The 21,389-nt window shown below is 57.2% G+C and carries 19 protein-coding genes; 11 read left to right on the forward strand and 8 right to left on the reverse strand.

Annotation, left to right across the window (positions count from 1 at the left end; all coding sequences use genetic code 11):
• Positions 1-111: 111 nt before the first annotated feature.
• Both soxC and ABVT35_RS06625 read left to right on the forward strand, forming a co-directional pair.
• Positions 112-1,404, forward strand: coding sequence for a sulfite dehydrogenase (gene soxC / locus ABVT35_RS06620; protein ID WP_368465488.1), 1,293 nt, complete (start codon positions 112-114; stop codon positions 1,402-1,404).
• Positions 1,388-2,491, forward strand: coding sequence for a c-type cytochrome (locus ABVT35_RS06625; protein ID WP_368465489.1), 1,104 nt, complete (start codon positions 1,388-1,390; stop codon positions 2,489-2,491). Before soxC ends, ABVT35_RS06625 begins: the two co-directional genes overlap by 17 nt.
• Positions 2,492-2,546: 55 nt before the next feature.
• Here ABVT35_RS06625 and ABVT35_RS06630 read toward each other — a convergent pair whose 3' ends face one another.
• A complete protein-coding gene (locus tag ABVT35_RS06630) occupies positions 2,547-3,032 on the reverse strand; it encodes a DUF302 domain-containing protein (RefSeq protein WP_368465490.1) in 486 nt (161 codons plus the stop codon).
• A gap of 147 nt (positions 3,033-3,179) precedes the next feature.
• Here ABVT35_RS06630 and ABVT35_RS06635 point away from each other — a divergent pair, with 147 nt between their 5' ends.
• The gene (locus ABVT35_RS06635; RefSeq protein WP_368465491.1) at positions 3,180-3,623 is read left to right on the forward strand and encodes a hypothetical protein; all 444 of its coding nucleotides are present in this window, start codon (positions 3,180-3,182) and stop codon (positions 3,621-3,623) included.
• On the opposite strand, the gene ABVT35_RS06640 is transcribed toward ABVT35_RS06635, so the two are convergent.
• The gene (locus ABVT35_RS06640; RefSeq protein ID WP_368465492.1) at positions 3,624-4,718 is read right to left on the reverse strand and encodes a YeeE/YedE family protein; all 1,095 of its coding nucleotides are present in this window, start codon (positions 4,716-4,718) and stop codon (positions 3,624-3,626) included.
• A gap of 297 nt (positions 4,719-5,015) precedes the next feature.
• Here ABVT35_RS06640 and ABVT35_RS06645 point away from each other — a divergent pair, with 297 nt between their 5' ends.
• Both ABVT35_RS06645 and ABVT35_RS06650 read left to right on the forward strand, forming a co-directional pair.
• Entirely contained in the window at positions 5,016-5,975 is a 960-nt protein-coding gene (locus ABVT35_RS06645) for a glutathione S-transferase family protein (RefSeq protein ID WP_368465493.1), read from the forward strand.
• 86 nt (positions 5,976-6,061) lie between these two features.
• The gene (locus ABVT35_RS06650) at positions 6,062-6,799 is read left to right on the forward strand and encodes a glycosyltransferase family 25 protein (RefSeq protein ID WP_368465494.1); all 738 of its coding nucleotides are present in this window, start codon (positions 6,062-6,064) and stop codon (positions 6,797-6,799) included.
• Between the two features lie 8 nt (positions 6,800-6,807).
• Here ABVT35_RS06650 and ABVT35_RS06655 read toward each other — a convergent pair whose 3' ends face one another.
• Both ABVT35_RS06655 and ABVT35_RS06660 read right to left on the reverse strand, forming a co-directional pair.
• Positions 6,808-7,653, reverse strand: a complete 846-nt coding sequence (locus tag ABVT35_RS06655; RefSeq protein WP_368465495.1) for a hypothetical protein — start codon at positions 7,651-7,653, stop codon at positions 6,808-6,810.
• 108 nt (positions 7,654-7,761) lie between these two features.
• Positions 7,762-9,180, reverse strand: coding sequence for an 8-oxoguanine deaminase (locus ABVT35_RS06660; RefSeq protein ID WP_368465496.1), 1,419 nt, complete (start codon positions 9,178-9,180; stop codon positions 7,762-7,764).
• Positions 9,181-9,405: 225 nt separating this feature from the next.
• On the opposite strand from ABVT35_RS06660, the gene ABVT35_RS06665 reads away from it, so the two are divergent.
• Positions 9,406-11,208: an IlvD/Edd family dehydratase gene (locus ABVT35_RS06665; protein WP_368465497.1), complete on the forward strand. Its 1,803-nt coding sequence runs from the start codon at positions 9,406-9,408 to the stop codon at positions 11,206-11,208.
• Here ABVT35_RS06665 and ABVT35_RS06670 read toward each other — a convergent pair.
• Positions 11,205-12,131, reverse strand: a complete 927-nt coding sequence (locus ABVT35_RS06670) for an alpha/beta fold hydrolase (RefSeq protein ID WP_368465498.1) — start codon at positions 12,129-12,131, stop codon at positions 11,205-11,207. The genes ABVT35_RS06665 and ABVT35_RS06670 overlap by 4 nt on opposite strands.
• Before the next feature lie 81 nt (positions 12,132-12,212).
• Positions 12,213-14,282, reverse strand: a complete 2,070-nt coding sequence (locus ABVT35_RS06675) for a lytic transglycosylase domain-containing protein (RefSeq protein ID WP_368466289.1) — start codon at positions 14,280-14,282, stop codon at positions 12,213-12,215.
• 309 nt (positions 14,283-14,591) lie between these two features.
• Here ABVT35_RS06675 and dapA point away from each other — a divergent pair, with 309 nt between their 5' ends.
• Positions 14,592-15,473: a 4-hydroxy-tetrahydrodipicolinate synthase gene (gene dapA / locus ABVT35_RS06680; RefSeq protein WP_368465499.1), complete on the forward strand. Its 882-nt coding sequence runs from the start codon at positions 14,592-14,594 to the stop codon at positions 15,471-15,473.
• 14 nt (positions 15,474-15,487) lie between these two features.
• Positions 15,488-15,964: an SsrA-binding protein SmpB gene (smpB, locus tag ABVT35_RS06685; RefSeq protein WP_368465500.1), complete on the forward strand. Its 477-nt coding sequence runs from the start codon at positions 15,488-15,490 to the stop codon at positions 15,962-15,964.
• 22 nt (positions 15,965-15,986) lie between these two features.
• Here the strand turns inward: smpB and ABVT35_RS06690 are convergent, their stop codons facing one another.
• Positions 15,987-16,640 (reverse strand): uracil-DNA glycosylase, encoded by a 654-nt coding sequence (locus ABVT35_RS06690; protein ID WP_368465501.1) that lies wholly within the window; start codon positions 16,638-16,640, stop codon positions 15,987-15,989.
• 24 nt (positions 16,641-16,664) lie between these two features.
• Entirely contained in the window at positions 16,665-17,252 is a 588-nt protein-coding gene (locus tag ABVT35_RS06695; RefSeq protein ID WP_368465502.1) for an NYN domain-containing protein, read from the reverse strand.
• Between the two features lie 441 nt (positions 17,253-17,693).
• Here ABVT35_RS06695 and rpoZ point away from each other — a divergent pair, with 441 nt between their 5' ends.
• The 3 genes from rpoZ to ABVT35_RS06710 all read left to right on the forward strand — a co-directional run bounded on the left by rpoZ (position 17,694) and on the right by ABVT35_RS06710 (position 21,222).
• Positions 17,694-18,110, forward strand: coding sequence for a DNA-directed RNA polymerase subunit omega (gene rpoZ / locus ABVT35_RS06700; RefSeq protein ID WP_368465503.1), 417 nt, complete (start codon positions 17,694-17,696; stop codon positions 18,108-18,110).
• Between the two features lie 138 nt (positions 18,111-18,248).
• Positions 18,249-20,480: a bifunctional (p)ppGpp synthetase/guanosine-3',5'-bis(diphosphate) 3'-pyrophosphohydrolase gene (locus tag ABVT35_RS06705; RefSeq protein WP_368465504.1), complete on the forward strand. Its 2,232-nt coding sequence runs from the start codon at positions 18,249-18,251 to the stop codon at positions 20,478-20,480.
• A gap of 163 nt (positions 20,481-20,643) precedes the next feature.
• Positions 20,644-21,222: a DUF2062 domain-containing protein gene (locus ABVT35_RS06710; RefSeq protein ID WP_368465505.1), complete on the forward strand. Its 579-nt coding sequence runs from the start codon at positions 20,644-20,646 to the stop codon at positions 21,220-21,222.
• Positions 21,223-21,389 lie beyond the last annotated feature (167 nt).

Here is a 21,389-nt window from a genome sequence, read left to right on the forward strand (position 1 = left end):
TTGACCCTGTGTGCGACCAATTGACAACCCGGAAAATGGATCGATTGGGCTGGACCGGTCTCATAAAATAATATATATGAATAATTGAATGTATTGATGGTGGGAGGAACCATGTCCGATCAGCCAATGGACAAAACCGATCTGAATGCCGACCGGCGCCGGTTTTTGCGTGGCGGCATAACAGCCGCCGGCGGACTGGCCGCAGCGACGCTCGGCGCAAGAACCGCGTCTTCTGCCACTCCGGACCCTCTGATTACAGAGGTCCAGGAATGGAACCAGGTGCTCGGCGATGGTGTTGATGCGGCACCTTATGGTGTGCCGTCGGAGTTTGAGGCGCACGTGGTGCGCAGGGATGTTGCCTGGCTGACGGCGGATCCGGTTTCTTCCGTAAATTTCACCCCGCTGCATGAACTTGACGGCATCATCACCCCGAACGGCCTTTGTTTTGAACGGCACCATGGTGGTGTGGCGCAAATCAGCCCGGCCGACCACCGCCTGATGATCCACGGGCTTGTCGATACGCCGCTGGTTTTCACCATGCAGGACCTGATGCGTTTCCCGCGCGAAAACAGGATCTACTTCCTGGAATGTGCAGCCAATTCCGGCATGGAATGGCGGGGCGCGCAGCTCAATGGCTGCCAGTTCACTCACGGCATGGTGCACAATGTCATGTATACAGGCGTGCCGCTGAAGCTTCTCCTTCAGGAAGCCGGTCTCAAGCCCAACGCGGCGTGGCTTCTGCCGGAAGGTGCGGACGCCTCGGGAATGACGCGCTCGATTCCGCTCGACAAGGCACTCGACGACTGCCTCGTTGCCTTCAAGATGAACGGCGAGGCGCTGCGCCCCGAGCAGGGATATCCGGTGCGCCTGGTGGTTCCGGGTTGGGAAGGCAATATGTGGGTCAAGTGGCTGCGCCGCATCGAGGTCGGCGATCAGCCCTGGCATCACCGCGAGGAAACGTCGAAATACACCGATCTCATGGCCGACGGCAAGGCGCGCCGATTCACGTGGACGATGGATGTCAAGTCGGTAATCACGAATCCAAGTCCGCAGGCACCCATACTGCATGGTCGCGGACACACGGTGCTGACCGGCCTTGCCTGGTCGGGTCACGGCAAGATCAAGCGCGTCGATATCTCTATTGACGGCGGCCGCAACTGGCACAGTGCCCGGATCGACGGTCCGAGCCTTTCGAAATCGCTGCACCGGTTCTACTACGAATTCGATTGGGACGGATCTGAACTCCTCCTGCAATCGCGGGCAATGGACGAATTCGGCAACATCCAGCCGACCAAGAATGCGCTGAGAGCCGTTCGCGGAGAGAACTCGATTTACCACAATAATGGCATCCAGACCTGGCAGGTGCGTTCGAACGGAGAGACTGAAAATGTCGAAATCTCTTAAACTCCTCAGCGCTGCCGCTGGACTTGCAATCCTTGCCACATCGCCCGCGCCTGCTGAGGACATCAAGGCAGGTGAGAAGGTATTCAGGAAGTGCAAATCCTGCCACGCCGTTGGCGATAACGCCAAAAACAAGGTTGGCCCTCAGCTTAACGATCTGTTCGGACGAACGGCAGGCTCGATTGACGGTTTCAAATATTCCAAGGCCATGAAATCGGCCGGGGTCGAGGGCCTCGTCTGGGATGACGAGAGCGTCGGCAAATATCTCGAAAAGCCGAAAGCCTTCTTAAAGGGAACCAAGATGGCCTTTGCCGGGCTGAAGAAGGACAAGGATGTCGTCAATATCATTGCCTATCTGAAGACGTTCTCAGTGGAAGGTGAAGAGCCTGTTGAAAAGGCTGCCGAAGCCGCAAAGCCTGAAAACGAGGAACCCAAGGAGCAAAAGGTCGCCATTGCAGCACCGGCTGCGGGCGCCGACGTGCCAGATCACGGAACCTATCATCTCGGCCGTGTGGCCCTGCCTGCTGAAATCGCGGCCTGGGATATCGATGTGCGGCCGGACGGCACCGGTCTTCCAGTTGGCAAGGGTACCGTGGCGCAGGGCGGTGCGATCTACGACGAGCAGTGCGCCGTCTGTCACGGATCCTTCGGAGAAGGTGAAGGGCGCTGGCCGGTTCTGGCCGGCGGGCAGGGGACCTTGACCGAGGAGCGCCCGGAAAAAACGATAGGCTCCTACTGGCCTTATCTTTCGACGGTTTATGACTATGTGAACCGGGCCATGCCGTTCGGCAATGCCCAGTCTCTGTCGGATGACGATGTTTACGCCCTGACGGCGTATCTGCTTTACCTGAACGATGTCGTCACCGATGAGGAATTCGAGTTGTCGAACGAGAATTTCGCCGAGATCCGGCTTCCGAACGAGAAAAACTTCTTCATGGACGACCGGGAAAAAGAACCGCAATACAGCACCACCGACGAACCCTGCATGTCCGACTGCAAGCCCGAGCCGGCTACGGTCGTAATGCGCGCGCGGGTGCTTGATGTAACGCCCGACGGTGACGAAGAAGGCGGCGCCGGCGCGATTGACTAGAACCATCCTCCCGAAACTAAAGCCTCCTCGGATTAATTCCGTGGAGGCTATTTTTTTATTCCGTCGCTTCTCGGGCGATTTCATCGAGCAGTGCGTTTACCTTGGCAAGGGCGGCTTTCGAAGCTTCGCTGCCCCGTTCGTCCAATCGCCGAAATCCCACATGCACCTTGCCGGGCTCATCGGCCAGCTCATAGGCAAAAAGTACATAGGGACAATAGGCGATATTGGCCGGATCCGCTTCCATGGCCGCGCGTGACAGGACAGCCGAGCAGAACTGGATGAACTCCGCGTTCTTGTATATTTCCTTCTTGCCGCCGACATCTGCAGAGGTCCGCTCCAGCATCTCGCCGATATATGCCTCGTAGTCGATTTTGTATCCGCGGTTGATGACGGCATCGCCAAGATCCTGGCGGACATCTTCAAACGGCGCTTCGGCGATGTATTCCGTGACATCGGAGGCAGCCGCGACCGCGGGCATGCCGACTATGGCTGTCGCTATTGTGACTGCGCTCCAGGTGGTCTGCAGGAAGTTCCGGATCATATTCAATCTCCTGTGCTTGCGCCGGGCGCCAACAAAGCGTTCTGTTGGAATAACAATCGCGTCATCGGGCTGCTAATTATATTCTATCATATGAATAATTGAATATAATGAAGGTTTCCATCGAAGAAAAGACAAGAGGAGGGATACATGAAAATCATACACCGTACGATCATTGCACTTTTTGCGATGCTGGCCATATCCACCGCGGCACTGGCCGGGGATGGCACGCATAAGCTGGTGCTGCAGATCAGCGACAATGATCCGCAGAAAATGAACACCGTGCTCAACGTTGCCGCCAATGTTGCCCGGCATTATTCGGGCCTCGGCGAGGAGGTTGATATCAAGATCGTCGCTTTCAATGCCGGGCTGCACATGCTCCGTCCCGATACATCGCCGGTGAAGGACCGGATGATGTCCTTTGGCGAAAGCATGCCGAATGTCGAATTTCACGCCTGCAACAACACCCGTACGGCAATGCAAAAGAAATCGGGCAAGGACGTGCCGCTCTTCGATTTTGCGGAAGTCGTTCCCGCCGGCGTGGTGTCCATCATGGAGCTTGACGCCGACGGCTATACAGTGGTTCGCCCGTAGCTATTCAGCCGGCGCCAGGCTGGTGCCGGTGTTGCCTGTGCCCGTTCTGACCTCCAGCAGGTAGCCGGCAGCGGCTCCGGCGCCGAGCGTTGCGATCAGCGCCAGGAGCGAATTGACGGCAAGCACCGATCCACCGGTCAGGCCGGCGCCGATGGTGCACCCGACAGCCAGTATGCCGCCAAAGCCCATAAGAGCGGCGCCGGCAGCATAGCGCAGGAAATGCGGCGTTCCGGGTTCGCTGAACGTGCTGACGCGAAAACTGCCAAACAAAACGGATGACACGAGCGCTCCAAGCACCGTTCCGGCAATGATGCCGATATCCATGGAAAGAAAACTCTCATCGCCGCCGCTTGCGGCGTAGTTCAGACTGTTGGCGAGCGGGCGCATATAGGAAAGGCTCTCGGCCTGGATGGGTTCGAAAACCTGCGTCGACAGCGAATAGGAAAGATACCATCCGGCCGAAATCAGCGCGCCGATGGCAAAGCCGCTAGCTGCAAGCAGCGACGAAAGCCGCGTGCGGGCCGCAACGACTACGGCAACAACCGCTGCAACCGCTCCGAATAATGGTCCCGACAGATTGAACCCGGTCAACGCCGCAAAATCATTGGTGCCTAGGGAGACCGTCGAGAGCAGCCCCGCAAGCGAATTGCGAAGCGGTACCAGCGGTCCTTGAAAGGTCGCCCAGGCAACGACAGTCAGCACGAGCACGGAAAAGATGGCGCGCAAATTACCGGATGCGCCGAGCACCAGAAGCCGGCTGGCGCAGCCGCGCGACAGCACCATGCCGATGCCGAACAGGCCGCCGCCGATAGCGGCGCCCGAAAGGCTCTGCGCTGTTGAAAAGAACCGTGTTTCGGAAACGTCAATGACGCTATAAAAAACCATGAGCTGGACGGATATGATTGCCGTTGCAAAGGCTATGAGCCACATGGGCAGCTTGGCTGAAATGCTGCCGGCCACGGCCTCGAGAACCGCCGAGCGTGTGCAAAATCCGGTCCGCTCAAGCAGAAAGCCGAAGGCAGCTCCGAGCGCCAGCCCGACCAGGGCCAGGGTCTGTGGTTCTCCAGCAAAATCGATCAGTGGAACGAAGTCCATCAGTGTTCTCCTGACAATACCTTTGAATACGCGATATTTCGGGGGTCGACAGGAAATGAAATTCCAAATCCGGGTTTTTGGATAGATTGCAAATCCTGAAACTGGCCATCTTTGGAAATTCACCTACTGCCGCGTGCAGCAAAAAAAGCGGACTGACAAAGACAGGCTCAATGATCGGCGGTCTTGGCCGGCTGGCGGCCACCGGCAATTTTCCCGCCAACGGCGTCCGTCTGGTGACTTGTGCGCTTGATTGGACTGCAGGATGCGCTAGTTGAAGGTGCCGATTGGAGGACGCGCATGGGACTGATGTTGAACGGTGTCTATCTTCCGCAGGATCCACAACCCGATTCAAGGGAAGACGGCGAATTTCAGCGGGCCAAGAGCACGATCCGCAACTGGATAACCAGGGACGGTTCACCCGGGCCGACCGGCGAGGGCGGGTTTGCAGCTCAAGATGGGCGCTATCACCTTTTCCTTGCCTGGAATTGCCCGTGGGCACACCGCGCGCTTCTGACGTGTCTTTTTAAGAAGCTCGAGAATGCGATAAGCGTTTCGTTTGCCGCCCCGCGCCGCACGGACGATGGCTGGGTTTTCGATAAAGAGGGTCAGTTCGCGGACGGCGTGCTTGGTGTCGCGGCCCTGCATGATGTCTATGCACGCGTCAGGCCCGCCTATACGGGACGGGTCACCGTGCCGGTCCTGTGGGATCTTGAACGCGCGGTTGCTGTCAGCAATGAATCCGCCGATATCGTGCGCATGCTCGATGCCGCATTCGATCAGGGTGCCGAGCTGTTTCCGCGCGACCTCGAGGCGGATATAGAGACGTGGAATGAACGCATCTACCGGTCCGTCAACAATGGTGTCTACAGAGCAGGCTTTGCCCGCACCCAGGAGGCCTACGACCGGGCGGTTTACGAGGTGTTCGAGACACTCGATGCGGTTGAAGACCAGTTGGGAAAGACCCGCTACCTGACAGGCGAGCGCTTTACTGCGTGTGATCTTCGGCTGTTTCCAACCCTCGCACGTTTCGATGTTGCCTATCACTACGCCTTCAAGTGCAATATCAGGCGATTGCAGGACTATCCAAATCTGTGGGCCTATGCCCGCGATATCTATCAGATGCCGGGTGTTGCGGACACCGTCCGTTTCGAGGTCTACAAGCAGGGGTATTTCTCGCCGAGCCCCTTGCGCAACCCCCTCGGAATAGTACCGGCAGGGCCGTTGGTCGACTGGAACCAGCCACATAATCGCGGCTAATTGGCGAATGCCGGCGCATCTGTCTTGACACTGCCCGTTTGTGCGGTCACACCCAAAGGCAGTAGCGTCGGAGAATAAAACGGCCCATGAAAAAAAAGGCCTTCATCATCCATCTGGCGCGCGCCACCGGGCGCGCACCCTATGTGGACGGCTTGATGAAAGCTTGTCCGACGCAGGCCGAGATCGTCGATGCGGTTGACGGCAAGGAGCTGTCGGCGGCTGAAATCGATAAAATCTATCATCAGGACCTCTTCAGTCCGCGATATCCGTTCAAACTGCGCCCTGCTGAAATCGGCTGTTTTCAGAGCCATCGTCTGTGCTGGAAAAAAATTGTGGAAGAGCGGCTGTCCTACGGGCTCGTTTTCGAGGACGATGCCGCACTGGATGCGGCTGTGGCTGAAACCGCAATCGCTTTTGCCGAACGGCATATTGCGCAGGCCGGTTATATTCAGCTTCCTGTACGCGCCGCTCCTGAAAACGCCAAAGTCGTTGCCGAGCACAATGGAACGAGGCTTCTCAAACCATCTGTAACGCCGCTGCGCCTGTCTGGTCAGCTCATTAGCCAAGAGGCCGCCAAACGCCTCCTGAAATTGACCGAGGTCTTCGACCGCCCGGTCGATACGTTCCTGCAGATGCACTGGATCACCGGCATCGCGCCGCTAGTCGTATCACCTTCGGGTCTGTCGGATTGCACGCAGGCTGCCGGCGGCAGCACGATCGGCAATAAAAAGACGCTGATTGATCGCGCCAACCGCGAGGTCAGGCGACTGGCTTACCGCAAGAACATTGCGCGACTTTCCAAACGTCACCAGGCGCCCGCCTGATCAGATGATCAGGCCGCCCGCGCCAGCCGTTCGGCGGCGTTTTTTTCATAATCGACATAGGCAAGCGCCAACTCGTGGTTACGGGCAATGGCTGCTTGTTTTTGCCTGTAGTGTAGTGGAGTTGCGTTGAGGATTGCCTGCTTCAATTCATCCTCCGACTGACACACGACCATGCCTTCCATATCGAAGTAGCGGCCAATATCGGGCGCGCCCCAGTAGATCGGCAGTGTGTCGCACAACAGGCTGTCCACGAGCTTTTCAGTGAAATAGCCTTCTTCCCGGCTGTTTTCGATAACAACGGTGTAGCGGTATTGAAGCAGCCCGTCTTCCTTGCGGTCGATGCGTTTGTAGGCAAGGCCCAACAGGTCGACATCCTGACCGGCTTCATTGCACCAGCTAGCGATCTTGTGGCGCAATGCGTGGCCTTCCAGCTCGGTCTTGGCCGACGCAATCAGCGACATGTTGCGCGTCTTTTCAACCGGTTCGAGGTCGCTCGTCTCCACCCATCCGCCGCCAAAGGGCATCACCAGCGCGTTTGCCGCCCACCGCGCCATCGAGGGGCGATGGGTAATGATGCGATGAAACCGCTTCTGCAGGGCGATGGCGCTGAGGTAGTTGCGCCGCTGGACGGCATAGGGCTCCGCAATGAGCAGCGAGATGTTGCATTTCACTCCGGAGCGGGGATCCAGGAAATACTTCGAACGCGGATAGATGATGATGTGATCGTCCGGACCAAGATCGCCGACCGTGCCGGTTCTTTCAACATCGCCAAGCGGCCATCGAAGCGCCTTGAGTGGCACGTTCGCCAGCCTGCCCTTGAGGCGGTATTCATAAGGCAATATGGCTACGTTCATTGCGTGTCTTCTCTCACGGTTGCGCGTGGGTGTATTACTCCTAAATTGTGCAACTACAAGAGCCGGCACCGACAAATGCTGAAATTGTTTTTCCGACGGTTGCCGGGCTCACACGCTGTCAGCAAGCTGACGGCTGTAGCGGTTGTGGGCCTCGATGACCGGTGCCATATCCATCGTCGAAATCTCCCCATCCTCGACGACAATCTTGCCGTGAATAACCGTATGGCGGGCATTTTGCGGGGCGCAGAAGAGGACCGCGGCGACCGGATCGTGCAGCGCACCGGCATAGGCAATCGTGTTGAGGTCAAGCGTGAAGAAATCGGCGCATTTACCCTCTTCCAGAGAGCCGATGTCGTCACGGCCAAGCACCGAAGCGCCGCCCAGCGTCGCAAGTTCCAGCGCCTGGCGGGCAGTCATCCATTCATCGGCACGAAGCGGATGGGATTGTGACAACAGGAAATGCTTGCGCGGTCCCTCAGGCGGCAGCAGCGCCATTTGCAACCGCGCCAGCAACATTGCCTGTCGGGCTTCCAGAAGGATGTTGGACGCGTCGTTGCTGGCCGAACCATCGACCCCGAGGCCGACTTTGACGCCGGCTTTCACATATTTCTTGATCGGCGCGATACCGGAAGCGAGCCGCATATTGGAGCACGGGCAATGTGCTGCTCCGCAGCCGCTATGGGCGAATTTGGCAATTTCCTCGTCATCCACATGGATGGCGTGGGCAAACCACACGTCGTCGCCCAGCCAGTCAAGGCCTTCCATCCACTCGACGGGGCGCTTGCCGAAGCGTTCCAGCGTGTAACGCTCCTCGTCTAGCGTTTCGCAGAGATGCGTGTGCAGCATCACGTTCTTGTCGCGCGCCAAAACCGCTGTCTCTTTGAGAAGGTTTTCAGATACGGAAAATGGCGAGCAGGGGGCAAGCACAATGCGGGTCATGGATCCGCGTCCCGCGTCATGGTAGCGGTCGACGACGCGGATACTGTCCGCGATGATATCGTCTTCCAGTTCGACACATTCGTCCGGCGGCAATCCGCCCTTCGATTCACCGAGCGACATGGAGCCGCGGCTGGCATGAAAGCGCACGCCAAGATCGCTGGCGGCTTCAATCTGATAGTCGACCTTGTTGCCGCTTCTGAAAAGGTAGGAGTGGTCGAAAACCGTTGTGCAGCCCGAAAGGACAAGTTCCGCCAAACCGATGAGGGCGCTGGTTCGCGACGCCTCGGGACCGGTCTTTGCCCATATCCGGTAATGCGCCTGAAGCCACGGAAACAGGTTGTTGTTCTGGGCGGCCGGCAGGTTTCGCGTCAATGTCTGGTTGAGATGGTGATGGGTATTGACGAAACCCGGCAACACGATCTGTCCGGAGGCATCGATTACCCGATCCGCACTTTTGGGCAGCGTGTCGCTCGCACCAACCTGCTTGATGATCCCGTCTTCCGCGTAAAGGCCGCCCCCGTCCAGTTCCCGCCGATCGGGATCCATCGTAACCAGCATGTCGGCATTCTTCAGAAGCAAGGAAGCCATGCTTTTCTCCGTTGTCACTGGTTACGCGTCGGATCGATGGAGAACCTAATCGCTCGTTTGCGTAAATCCACTCACAAAAAACCTGAAACACTTTCATATTGAATGGTGGTAAGCGTCCACTTGATTCCACCATCCGGAATCACATCGCTTTATATGGAAGTTTCTCTGGCAACCCCTTTCGAAAGCGGTAATAAGAGTGCGAATGCAAAACCGATGGAGCTGAAAATGGGTACTGGCAGCAATCGCGATGGTCGCAGACTGCGGTCTCGTGAGTGGTTTGACAACCCCGACAATCCAGACATGACGGCCCTTTATCTGGAGCGTTATCTCAATTACGGGCTGACACGCGAAGAACTTCAGTCGGGAAAACCCATTATCGGCATCGCCCAGACCGGTTCAGATCTTTCACCGTGCAACCGGCCTCATCTCGAGCTTGCCCTGCGTGTCCGTGAGGGAATTCGCGAGGCGGGCGGCATTGCCATCGAGTTTCCGGTTCACCCCATACAGGAGACGGGCAAGCGTCCGACGGCGTCGCTTGACAGAAACCTGGCTTATCTCGGGCTTGTGGAAGTTCTTTATGGCTATCCGATTGACGGTGTGGTTCTGACGATCGGTTGCGACAAGACGACACCTGCCTGCCTGATGGCGGCCGCAACGGTGGATATTCCGTCGATCGTGCTTTCCGGAGGTCCGATGCTCAATGGCTGGTTCCAGGGTGACCGGTGCGGATCCGGCACCGTTATCTGGAAGGCGCGCGAGCTGCTTTCCAGAGGCGAAATCGATTATGAAGAGTTCACCGAAATGGCCGCCGATTCAGCCCCGTCAGCCGGATACTGCAACACGATGGGCACCGCGACGACCATGAATTCCCTGGCCGAAGCGCTTGGCATGTCGTTGCCGGGCTGCGCCTCTATCCCGGCACCCTATCGCGAGCGCGGGCAGATCGCATACCGCACCGGAAAGCGCATTGTCGACATGGTCCACGAGGATCTCAAACCCTCGGACATCATGAAGCGCGAAGCCTTCGAGAATGTCATCGCCGTCAATTCCGCCATTGGCGGTTCGACAAACGCGCCGATACACATCAATGCGATTGCCCGCCATGTCGGCATTGAGCTGACCGTCGATGATTGGGAAAAACGCGGACACGACATTCCCCTGATCGTCAATCTGCAGCCGGCCGGAAAATATCTCGGTGAGGACTTCCACCGGGCAGGGGGTGTGCCCGCGGTGACGGCCGAATTGATCAGGCACGGGCTTATCAATGAGGGCGCCGTAACTGCCAACGGACAGAGCATCGGCGACAATTGCCGCGATGCCGTGCGCCAGGACGGCGATGTTATCCGCGATTTTGCCAACGCGCTGCAGGACAATGCCGGGTTCAAGGTCATGCGCGGCAATCTGTTTGATTCAGCCGTCATGAAACTCAGCGTTATTTCCGATGCATTTCGCAGCCGGTATCTTTCAAACCCGGAGGATCCGGAAGCCTTTGAGGGCAGGGCCATCGTATTTGACGGACCGGAGGACTATCACCACCGTATTGACGATCCTTCCTTGGCCATAGACGAGAACTGCGTGCTGTTCATACGCGGCACCGGTCCGATCGGCTATCCGGGCGCAGCAGAAGTGGTGAACATGCGCGCTCCGGACTATTTGCTGAAAAAAGGCATCAACGAGTTGCCCTGTGTCGGCGATGGGCGCCAGTCGGGAACCTCTGGTTCGCCGTCGATCCTCAACGCTTCACCCGAGGCCGCAGCAGGCGGAGGTCTTGCGCTCTTGAAGACCGGCGACCGGGTCCGCATCGACCTGCGCAAGGGCAGTGCCGATATGCTGGTTACCGATGAGGAGCTTGCGCGCCGCCGCAGCGAGCTGGAAGCTGCCGGCGGATATCAGTATCCGGCTTCACAAACGCCGTGGCAGGAATTGCAGCGCGCCGATGTCGATCAATTGTCGGAAGGCATGGTGCTGAAAAGCGCCGTCAAATATCAGCGCATTGCGTCAAAAGGAGTGCCGCGCGACAGTCACTAGCGCCGGCGGGGTTTTCCCGCATTATTGAGGAAAGACCCGATGGCCTTGGGCAACTCGCCGATATGCAAAAGCGGCGCGTGTCCCTGACCGGGCGCGGTAAACCGGCGCATTGCCGGGTGACGTTTTGCCATTTCGTCGACGGTCGCCTCCGTCAGAAGCGAAGAGTTTTCGCCGCGGATTGTCAGCAAGGGGATGTTTCGAAGGCCCTCGAATTGGGGCCAAAGGGTTGGCAGCGGGCTGTTCAGGTCGATAGCCCTGAGCATCTCTATGAGCGCCGGGTCGAATTTGGCCGATATCTTGCCGTCCTTTTCCTCGAAACTCGCTTCTGCCAGATCATTCCAGTCGGCGTCCGAAAGCGCCGTAAATGCCGTGCCCTGCATTGCCTTCAGTTTCATGGCGAGTTCATAGAGGCTCCCGGGAGCCTTGATGCGGTCGTGATAGGCCATGATCTGCGCCAGCCCGGCGCCTTCAACGACCGGGCCCGCATCGTTTAAAATTGCTGCCGCCATCATGCTCGGCCGTACTGCAGCCAGCACGTGGATGATAAGCGCACCGCGCGAGGTGCCGATAAAGGCGGCGTGTTTGACACCAAGGGCAGCGCAGCCGGCAAGCAGATCGTCGGTCTCGATCTGAATGTTGTAATTGGCCTTTTCCCGGTCCCACTCCGAAAGGCCGCGCCCGCGATAGTCGAAACAGACGACCCGCCGCGGCGCTACCTCGCTTTGCGAGAGGATCAAGGCAAGATAATGAAAGTCGCCGCCATTGCGGGTAAGACCCGGCAGGCAAACGACCGTGTCGCGATTTTCTGTGCCGGGCCTGCCTCGGCCATAGTCGCGCGCGGCAAGTCTGAGCCCGTCGCTTGCGGTGAAATAGACCTGATCAAAACCGGAATCCGTACGCGTGTCTTGCGCGTCTTTCGTCATTGATCTTCCCGTGCGGAGTTTTCGTCGCCTGTTGAAATACGGCAAACAGCCGGCAAAGCAAACCCGGTTTAGCTATTCAGGCTAGCGCCGTCCGAGGCGCAGATCGGATACAATGTCAGATTTTTGGCCCAGCCTTGTCTTGTAGACCTGGTAGTTTTCCATGACGCGCTGAACATAGTTGCGTGTTTCGGTAAAGGGTATCTGCTCGACCCAGTCGACAATGAAGTCGATATCCTTGCCGCGCGGATCGCCATATTTCTCAATCCATTGCGTCGCGCGGCTCGGACCTGCGTTATAGGCAATGAAAGTCAGAACGTAAGAGCCGTTGAAATCGGCAATATGCTCACCGAGATAGTGCGCTCCGAGCGTCGCGTTGTATCCGGCATCGCGTGTGAGTTTGGCTTTGGAATAGGCAAGGCCGTGCTTCCTGGCCACGACTTTGGCGGTGCGTGGCAGCAATTGCAGGAGGCCGCGGGCATTGGCCTTCGAAACCGCAGCCTTGTCAAATGCGCTCTCCTGACGCGCCACTGCATAGGCCAGCGCCTTGCCCGACCCGGAAATATTGGCGCTGCTTGGAATGACACCGGTCGGAAAAGCGAGAGCCGCGACGTCCAATCCGCGATAAAAGGCTATTTTTCCGATCTGAAGTGACAAACGGTGTTCGCCCAGTTTTTCTGCCATTGAAGACAGGATCGCCAGCTCACCCGGATTGGTAAGTTCTCGGGCAAGCGCAATGTAAAGCGCGCGCGCACGTTTGGGATGGCCGACGGAATTCAGCCGCTGGATGGCCCGAACAGACTCGCGCGATGCAAACTGGCTCCGCTCGGTCGGCGTTGGCGAAGGGTAGCGTACGTTCAGCCCCGTGCGGCCGATCCTGGCCGCAGCCAGTTGCCCGTAATAGGTCGCGGGAAAATTCGCTGCCTGAGCAAAATAGTCCGACGCGTTGCCGGGGCCGCCGGCCTCTGCTGCGCGGCCAAGCCAGTAATAGGCACGCGAGACGGAAAGCGGACGGGTAGCCGTTTTCAGCACCCTGTCAAAGTGAATTGCCGCCGTCTTGCCATCTTTAAAACCGCGAAGCGCGTACCAGCCGGCATGCCATTCGGCTTCGATGATATCCACCGGACGGGTTGAAAGGTGATGGGCTGCGACCTTGTAGGCGGTTTTCAAATCGCCCTTGTCGGCAAGGGCGCGTGAGACGATCCGGCCTTCCACCCACCATTCGTGGGTATTGACCAGCGCATCGGCATTCCGTGGGGCCTGAAGAAGCAGATTGGCTGCCGTTTGGTAGTCCTTCTTTCGCCGGTGATAGGCGATGCGGGCAAAAAGATAGCTCGGGTCGTCGTGCCAGCTCGGGTGCACGGCCTTGAGCAGCTTCGCAGCGCTTGAACTTTTGCGGATAACTGCCGCGCGGGCCTTGTAAAGCGACTGGGCACCGGCCAGCGCATTGACCCTTCCGGCCTGGGTGATGCGATCCCGGTACAGCAGCATATCCATGCGGCGCTTGTGATCGGCCTTTGTGAGCAATCCGGAGAACTCTTTCAGGATCAGTTTTTCTTTGCCCTTGTCGAGCGTTTCAGTGCGCCAGATTGGGGCGATGGTTGCGGCGGCCCGTTCATTTTGTCCGGTCATCCTGAGTGCGCGGGCAAGTGCTATCGCGCCCTCGAGTGTCTCGGGCTTGGTCGTGCCGAACGCCGCTACCACCTGTGTTGCAGAGGCGCCCTCGCGCGACAGCGCTCGCTCCGAATTGCGCCGAAGCACCGACAGTCCCGGCCAATGTGCCAGTTCGTTGGCGGCCGCTGCGATTTCAGACGACGGCACGCCCCTGGCGCCTGAGACCGCAATGGCCCAGGTCAGGACGTGGCGGTCCAGTGAGCCGGCCGGCATGGAATCGCGTATCTGGCGGGCTCTGGCAATCTCGTCATCGGTCAGCGCGTCAAGCCCTTTCTTGAGCTGGCCGGGTGCTACTGCCGGATTGTCGCCGCGCTGTATCGATGAGGTATGATCGTATGAAGCGGCCGCGTCCTGGGCGAATTGCTGAGCGCCTGCCGGGCGCACCTTGGGCACCGGCACATAGGACAAGCCGCTCTCGGCGTTTGATAATTGGACGGAACCCAAGCTTGCGGATGCAGCCAAAAATGTCGTGAACGCCAATCTGAACATGGGAACATTATTCCTCAAAATGGGGCAGAAATCAGCCCGCAACGCAACGCACATACAGTCCCTAAGAGTGCCAAAGATCCATGAAAAGAAAGTTAACCAAAAGTTATGCCTCCAAGGCGAAGCGGCTATTGTAACAAAATGTGTCCCGCCCGCCCACGGCAGGCGAATTTGTAGCACCGCACCGCTTGCGGCAAAGGTTTGTCGGGACTATGGTGCAGCGCTTTTTGTTGCACGCGCAGGCTTAGCTGCGCTGCTTTGTACGCAGGTGCGGGTCTGTCGCCCGCCACATCAGGAGCTAGTATGTTCAAGGGGTCTCTTCCGGCATTGGTCACACCATTTGACGATGCCGGTGCGTTGGATGAAACGGCGTTCCGCAATTTTGTAGAATGGCAAATCTCGGAGGGAAGCCACGGTCTGGTGCCAGTTGGTACGACGGGCGAATCCCCAACCCTTTCGCATGACGAGCACAAACGCGTCATAGAGCTGTGCGTCGAGGTTACGCAAAAACGCGTGCCGGTCGTTGCCGGCGCCGGCTCGAACAACACCAGTGAAGCAATTGATCTTGCCCAGCACGCCGAAAAGGCCGGTGCTGATGCGGTGCTTGTTGTCACGCCCTATTACAACAAGCCGAACCAGCGCGGCCTTTATGCTCATTATGCGGCGATCGCGAATGCGGTTTCGCTGCCGATCTTCATCTACAACATACCGGGCCGCTCGATCATCGACATGAGCGTCGATACGATGGCTTCGCTGGCTGCGGATTTTTCCAACATCGTCGGCACCAAGGATGCCACTGCGAAAATGGACCGGGTGTCGGAACAGCGCCTGTCCTGCGGCGCGGACTTTATCCAGCTTTCCGGAGAAGACGGAACGGCGCTGGGCTTCAACGCCCATGGCGGCGTCGGCTGTATATCGGTGACAGCCAATGTCGCGCCGCGGCTGTGTTCACAGTTCCAGGAAGCTATGCTTGGCGGTGATTATGCGACCGCGCTGGAATATCAGGATCGCCTCATGCCGCTGCACAAGGCGCTCTTCATCGAACCCAATCCGGGTGGAACGAAATACGCACTCAGCAAGCTGGGGCATATGAAAGAGACGCAGCGTCTGCCGCTCGTTTCGATCGAAACGGAAACGCGTTCCGCGATTGATGATGCCCTTCGCCATGCCGGTCTTCTGAACTAGAGCGGTCGATTATCATGTCGAAGGCCGGCGACAAGCCACAACGGCGTATTGTTGCAGAAAACCGCAAGGCGCGCTTCAACTACGAGATCATCGACACGTTTGAAGCGGGGCTGGTGCTGACCGGCACCGAAGTCAAATCGTTGCGCGAGGGCAAGGCCAATATTGCAGAGTCCTATGCCACGGAGGAGGGGGGAGAGATCTGGCTGATCAATTCCTACCTGCCGGAATATCTTCAGGCCAACCGTTTCAACCATGAGACCCGTCGGCGGCGCAAACTTTTGCTCAACAAGCGTGAGGTCCGCAAGCTGATTGGCGCTGTCCAGCGTGAAGGCATGTCGCTTATACCCCTGAAGATCTACTTCAATGACCGGGGCCGGGCGAAGCTCGAGCTTGCCCTCGGCAAGGGCAAGAAGCTGCATGACAAACGTGAGACGGAAAAGAAGCGGGACTGGGACCGTCAGAAGGCTCGGCTCCTGCGGGAAAAGGGCTGACCTTCAGGCCAACGGCTACGGCTTATGATGGTCCGAGATAATCTGCGATATTCTGAAAGACATCGACGAACATTTGTTCGGTCAGCCTGCCGGTGTTCGTATTGTATCTTGAGCAGTGATAGCTGGAAAAGACGGCATATCCGCCAACATTCGTTCGGGCGTTGTGGCGGAAGGGATGCGCAGAAACACGTCCGCCAAGCGTACGGATAGTCGAATCATGGGCGATCTTTCCGAGCGTCAGGATAGCCGAAAGGCCGGTCATCGCATCCAGTGACGCCGACAGGTAACGCCGGCAGGTATTGATCTCAGCACCGACCGGTTTGTTCTCCGGGGGCACGCAACGCACGGCATTGGTAATCGCGGTCGCGATGAGTTCGACGCCGTCATCGGACCGCGCATCGAAGGTTCCGCTGGAAAAACCGAATTTACGGAGCGTTCCATAGAGCAGGTCACCGGCAAAGTCGCCTGTAAACGGGCGGCCGGTCCGGTTGGCGCCACGCAGGCCCGGCGCCAGGCCAACAATCAGAAAACGAACTGCAGGCGGGCCGCCGCCGGGATAAAACGTCCTAACCGGCGCATTGTACCAGTCGGCGTGCGATTTTCTCTGCTGGGCGATGAATTCGTGCAGTCTGGGGCACAGTGCACAGTCGCGGTCGGGGTCTAACATGTCGGTCATGGCTGACCGACATAACCGAAACCGCTAGTGATTGAAATCGTATTCTTCCTCGTCTTCCATGGCAGGCTGCCGAACCGGCCTTTCGGCCTCGGCCCGACCGATCTCATCTTTGAGCGAGGCGAGATCGATGAAGTTGTCGGCCTGCCGGCGCAGGCAGTCTGCGATCATGGCAGGCTGTGTTGCCAGCGTTGAGACGATCGAAACCTTGCGGCCACGTCTTTGAAGCGCGGCGACGAGGCTTTTGAAATCGCCATCACCGGAAAAGATGACAAGATGGTCGACGGTTTCAGACTGCTCCATCGCATCAACGGCAAGTTCGATGTCCATATTGCCCTTGATCTTCCGGCGTCCGCCCGAATCGGTGAACTCCTTGGCCGGCTTTGTGACGACGCGATAGCCGTTGTAATCCAGCCAGTCTATGAGCGGACGAATCGATGAGTACTCTTGGTCCTCGATCAATGCTGTATAGTAATATGCCCGAAGAAGGTAACCGCGCCCCTGGAAAGCAGTCAGTAATTTCCTGTAATCGATGTCAAACCCAAGGCTTTTCGCTGTAGCGTATAGATTTGCGCCATCAATAAACAGGGAAATTTTTTCCCTAGGATCAAACATTATTTCACCTGTGTTTTAATTTTATGTTTTGGCGTCAGAAAAATGATCTCAGTACTTAAAAATATCATACGTTTCCGCGCAAAATAGATATCCCATCCATGCATTTATATTGCACACGCCGAGTATGTAGACAATTTAAATCTACAACAACAGTTTTTTCACAACAATTTGTGAACAAAGCTATTATCTCGGTGGATTAATTCCTTTTGGGGCAGGTTAAGGAACGAATATCATTCTGATGCAATACGAATTGCCGCTCAGGAACGTTCGTTGCTTTTGCGTGCACCCTGAACCGACACCACCGATATCCCATTTAGGAGCGGAATCACTCGCGTCAAATGGATCAACGGCCGTCTTCTTGGTAATAATGCTTGAATTGTGTTGCTTTTAGAGGTATCGGCAAGGCAATCACGAAATTTTCGCGAAAACAAAGGACAGGCCATGGCCCGTGTCACAGTCGAGGATTGCATCGACAAAGTCGACAATCGATTTGATTTGGTTTTGCTGGCAAGCCATCGGGCGCGCCAGGTATCGCAGGGTGCGATGATCACGGTAGATCGTGACAACGACAAAAACCCGGTGGTCGCGCTGCGTGAGATTGCCGATGAAACACTTTCTCCTGGCGATCTGAAAGAGGATCTCATTCATTCCCTGCAAAAGCATGTGGAAGTGGACGAGCCCGAGCCCGATCCCGCAACGCTGCTTGCTGCGGAGCAGGTGGAAGAAACGGTCATTGTTACGGGTGAAGTTCCTGCCGAACCCGAACCCGAAGCCGTCTCCTTCGACAGAATGTCGGAAGACGAACTTCTTGCCGGTATCGAAGGGCTGGTTCCGCCGGAAAAAAGTGACGATTATTGAGCACTTTTAATGCGCGGCACGAAACGGTAAGCGCTGGGTCTTGAGGCCCGGCGCTTTTTTTGTTTTGACGAAGGCCTTTGCCCGGCAGGATAATGGGCAAAGCACAACGAAAAGACCCTGTGAAGGAGTAGTCGTCATATGATGCGTCAGTACGAGCTCGTTGAGCGCGTGCACAGTTACAAGCCGGATGTCAACGAAGCGCTGTTGAACAAGGCTTATGTCTACGCCATGCAGAAGCACGGCAAACAGACGCGTGCCAATGGCGATCCGTACATTTCCCATCCGCTCGAAGTTGCTGCCATTCTCACCGGCATGCGACTGGACGAGGCGACTGTCGCTGTCGCGCTATTGCATGACACCATTGAAGATACCTCGGCAACGCGCGATGAGATCGATGAACTCTTCGGCGAGGAAATCGGCGGGCTCGTCGAAGGTCTGACCAAGATCAAGAAACTGGACCTTGTGTCCAAACGGGCCAAACAGGCGGAAAATCTTCGCAAGCTTCTTCTGGCAATCTCGGATGACGTGCGCGTGTTGCTCGTCAAACTCGCCGACCGTCTTCACAATATGCGCACCCTTGGCTTTGTGCCGCCGGAAAAGCGCGCCCGCATTGCCGAAGAGACGATGGAAATCTATGCCCCGCTGGCCGGCCGGATGGGCATGCAGGACATGCGTGAGGAGCTGGAGGAACTTTCCTTCCAGCATATGAATACCGAGGCATATGACACAGTTACCAAGCGGCTCAAGGAGCTGTCGAAAAAAAACCGCGGCATCATTCGCAAGATCGAGACCGAACTTGGCGATCTTTTCGAAGAGCATGGGCTGAGCGCAACCGTGACCGGCCGGCAGAAAAAGCCCTATTCCGTTTTCCGCAAAATGCAGTCCAAATCGCTGTCCTTTGAGCAGCTGTCGGATATTTACGGTTTCCGTATCATCGTCAACAGTATCGGCGATTGCTACCGGGCGCTTGGCATCGTGCACATGCGCTGGTCCGTGGTGCCCGGGCGCTTCAAGGACTATATCTCGACCCCGAAGCAGAATGATTACCGTTCAATCCATACTACCATCATCGGACCGTCCAGGCAGCGTGTTGAGCTTCAGATCAGAACGGTCCGCATGCACGAGATCGCTGAATACGGTGTTGCGGCCCACGCGATTTACAAGGATGGCGGCGTCAATGAAAACGGCCTCCTGCCACACGATTCCAACGCCTATACATGGCTGCGCCGAACCATCGAACAACTGTCCGTCGGCGACAATCCGGAGGAGTTCCTCGAGCACACCAAGCTTGAGCTGTTCCACGACCAGGTATTCTGTTTTACGCCGAAGGGGCAGCTCATTGCGCTGCCGCGCGGGGCAACTCCCATCGATTTTGCCTATGCGGTACACACGGACATCGGCGATACATGTGTCGGAGTGAAGATCAACGGCCGCATCATGCCGCTTGTCACGCAGCTCAACAATGGCGACGAGGTCGATATCATCCGCTCCGGTGTTCAGGTTCCGCCAGCCGCCTGGGAGGAAATCGTTGTCACCGGCAAGGCGCGTGCGGCAATCCGCCGGGCAACGAGAGCCGCCGTCCGCAAACAGTATTCGGGTCTTGGGTACCGTATTCTGGAGCGCTCCTTCAACCGAGCAGGCAAGAACTTTACCCGCGACCAGCTTGAGCCGGTCCTGCACCGTCTTGGCTTCAAGGATGTGGAAGATGCCATTGCTGCAGTTGGCCGGGGAGAACTTGCATCCAAGGATGTGCTGACGGCCGTATACCCCGACCATCAGCACGATCGTGTCGCCGTCAAGCAGCCCACCTCGGACGAAGGGTGGTTCAATCTGCGCAGTGCAGCCGGAATGATATTCCGCATTCCCGGGCGCTCGAAGGCCTCGAAGTCGCGCCGCGACAAGAAGGCGGGAAATGGCGCTGATGCATTGCCGATACGCGGCGCCGGTGATGACATGCCCGTGTCCTTTGGGGCATCCGGAGCGGTTCCGGGCGACAGAATTATAGGCATCATGGAGCGCGGCAAGGGCATCACGATCTACCCGATCCAGTCGCCGATGCTGACCAAGTTCGACGATGAGCCGGAGCGCTGGATCGACGTGCGCTGGGATATTGACGAGGCGGGCAGCAAGCGGTTCCATTCACGCATATCGCTCAATGCGATCAATGAGCCGGGTACCCTTGCCGAAGTGGCGCAGACGATCGCCGCCAGCGATACCAATATCCAGACATTGTCCATGGTGCGGGTCGCTGATGATTTCACCGAAATGGTCGTCGATCTTGAGGTCTGGGATCTCAAGCATCTCAACAAGCTGATTGGCGCCCTTAAAAAGCTGTCCTGCATCAGCACGGTTACACGCCTTTACGAATAAATTCCCGATAATTGAATTGCCGGGTGCGGCTTGCCGCCGCATGTCCGGTTTTCCATCTTTTGCGCGAAGGACAGGCCTTTAAAATTTCCTGTTGAGAAGCAATATTTAACTACATTGGATATAGTGTGAACGGGCTACACAAGAGAAAGGCAGATTACGCAGAATGTTGTTTCGCCGCCGCAAACCGATAGGGGTTCCGGAACGGATCAGAATATTCCTTTGGCCGCGGCGTTCTTTCTCGCGTTCTTTCCAGTATTTCGGCAAACGTATTCTTCGGCTGACAGCGACGCCTCATGCAATCGCCGCCGGCGTTGCGGCAGGGGTCATGGCATCCTGGACACCGTTTCTTGGTTTTCATTTCGTCATAGCTGCGGTGCTTGCCTATATCTTTGCCGGCAATATTATCGCCTCGGCGCTTGGAACTGCGTTCGGCAATCCGTTGTCGTTTCCGTTCATATGGACAGCCAGCTATAAGCTCGGCAAATACATTCTGATCAATGACTTCCACGACGCGGTTTCGACGATCCATCTGGGCAGGCTATTCAAGAACCTCGATTTGCACCAGCTCTGGCAGCCGATAATCAAACCCATGCTGATCGGCTGCCTGCCCTTCATGCTGGTGTCTGGCCTGTTGTTCTACGTGGCGACCTACATCAGCGTTTCCGCTTTCCAGAACCAGCGGCGGCGTAAGCTGATGAAACGGCGCGGGGGCAGGGATCTGAGCGGCGAGCAAACCGTATGATGTTGGATCCGGCCGGCGCCAGGCCGACGGCCGATGAATGATATCAACCGTTTTCATGCCAGCGCTTGCCAGGCTTGACTCCCATGAGATGGAGGGATAGAGGCCGGCCATTCGCCTGGCCAAATCGCATGATGGATTGGCGGTGCAGGCGATTGTCATCATTTAGG

This window comes from Hoeflea sp. TYP-13, from assembly GCF_040932035.1.
Taxonomy (GTDB): Bacteria; Pseudomonadota; Alphaproteobacteria; order Rhizobiales; family Rhizobiaceae; genus Hoeflea_A.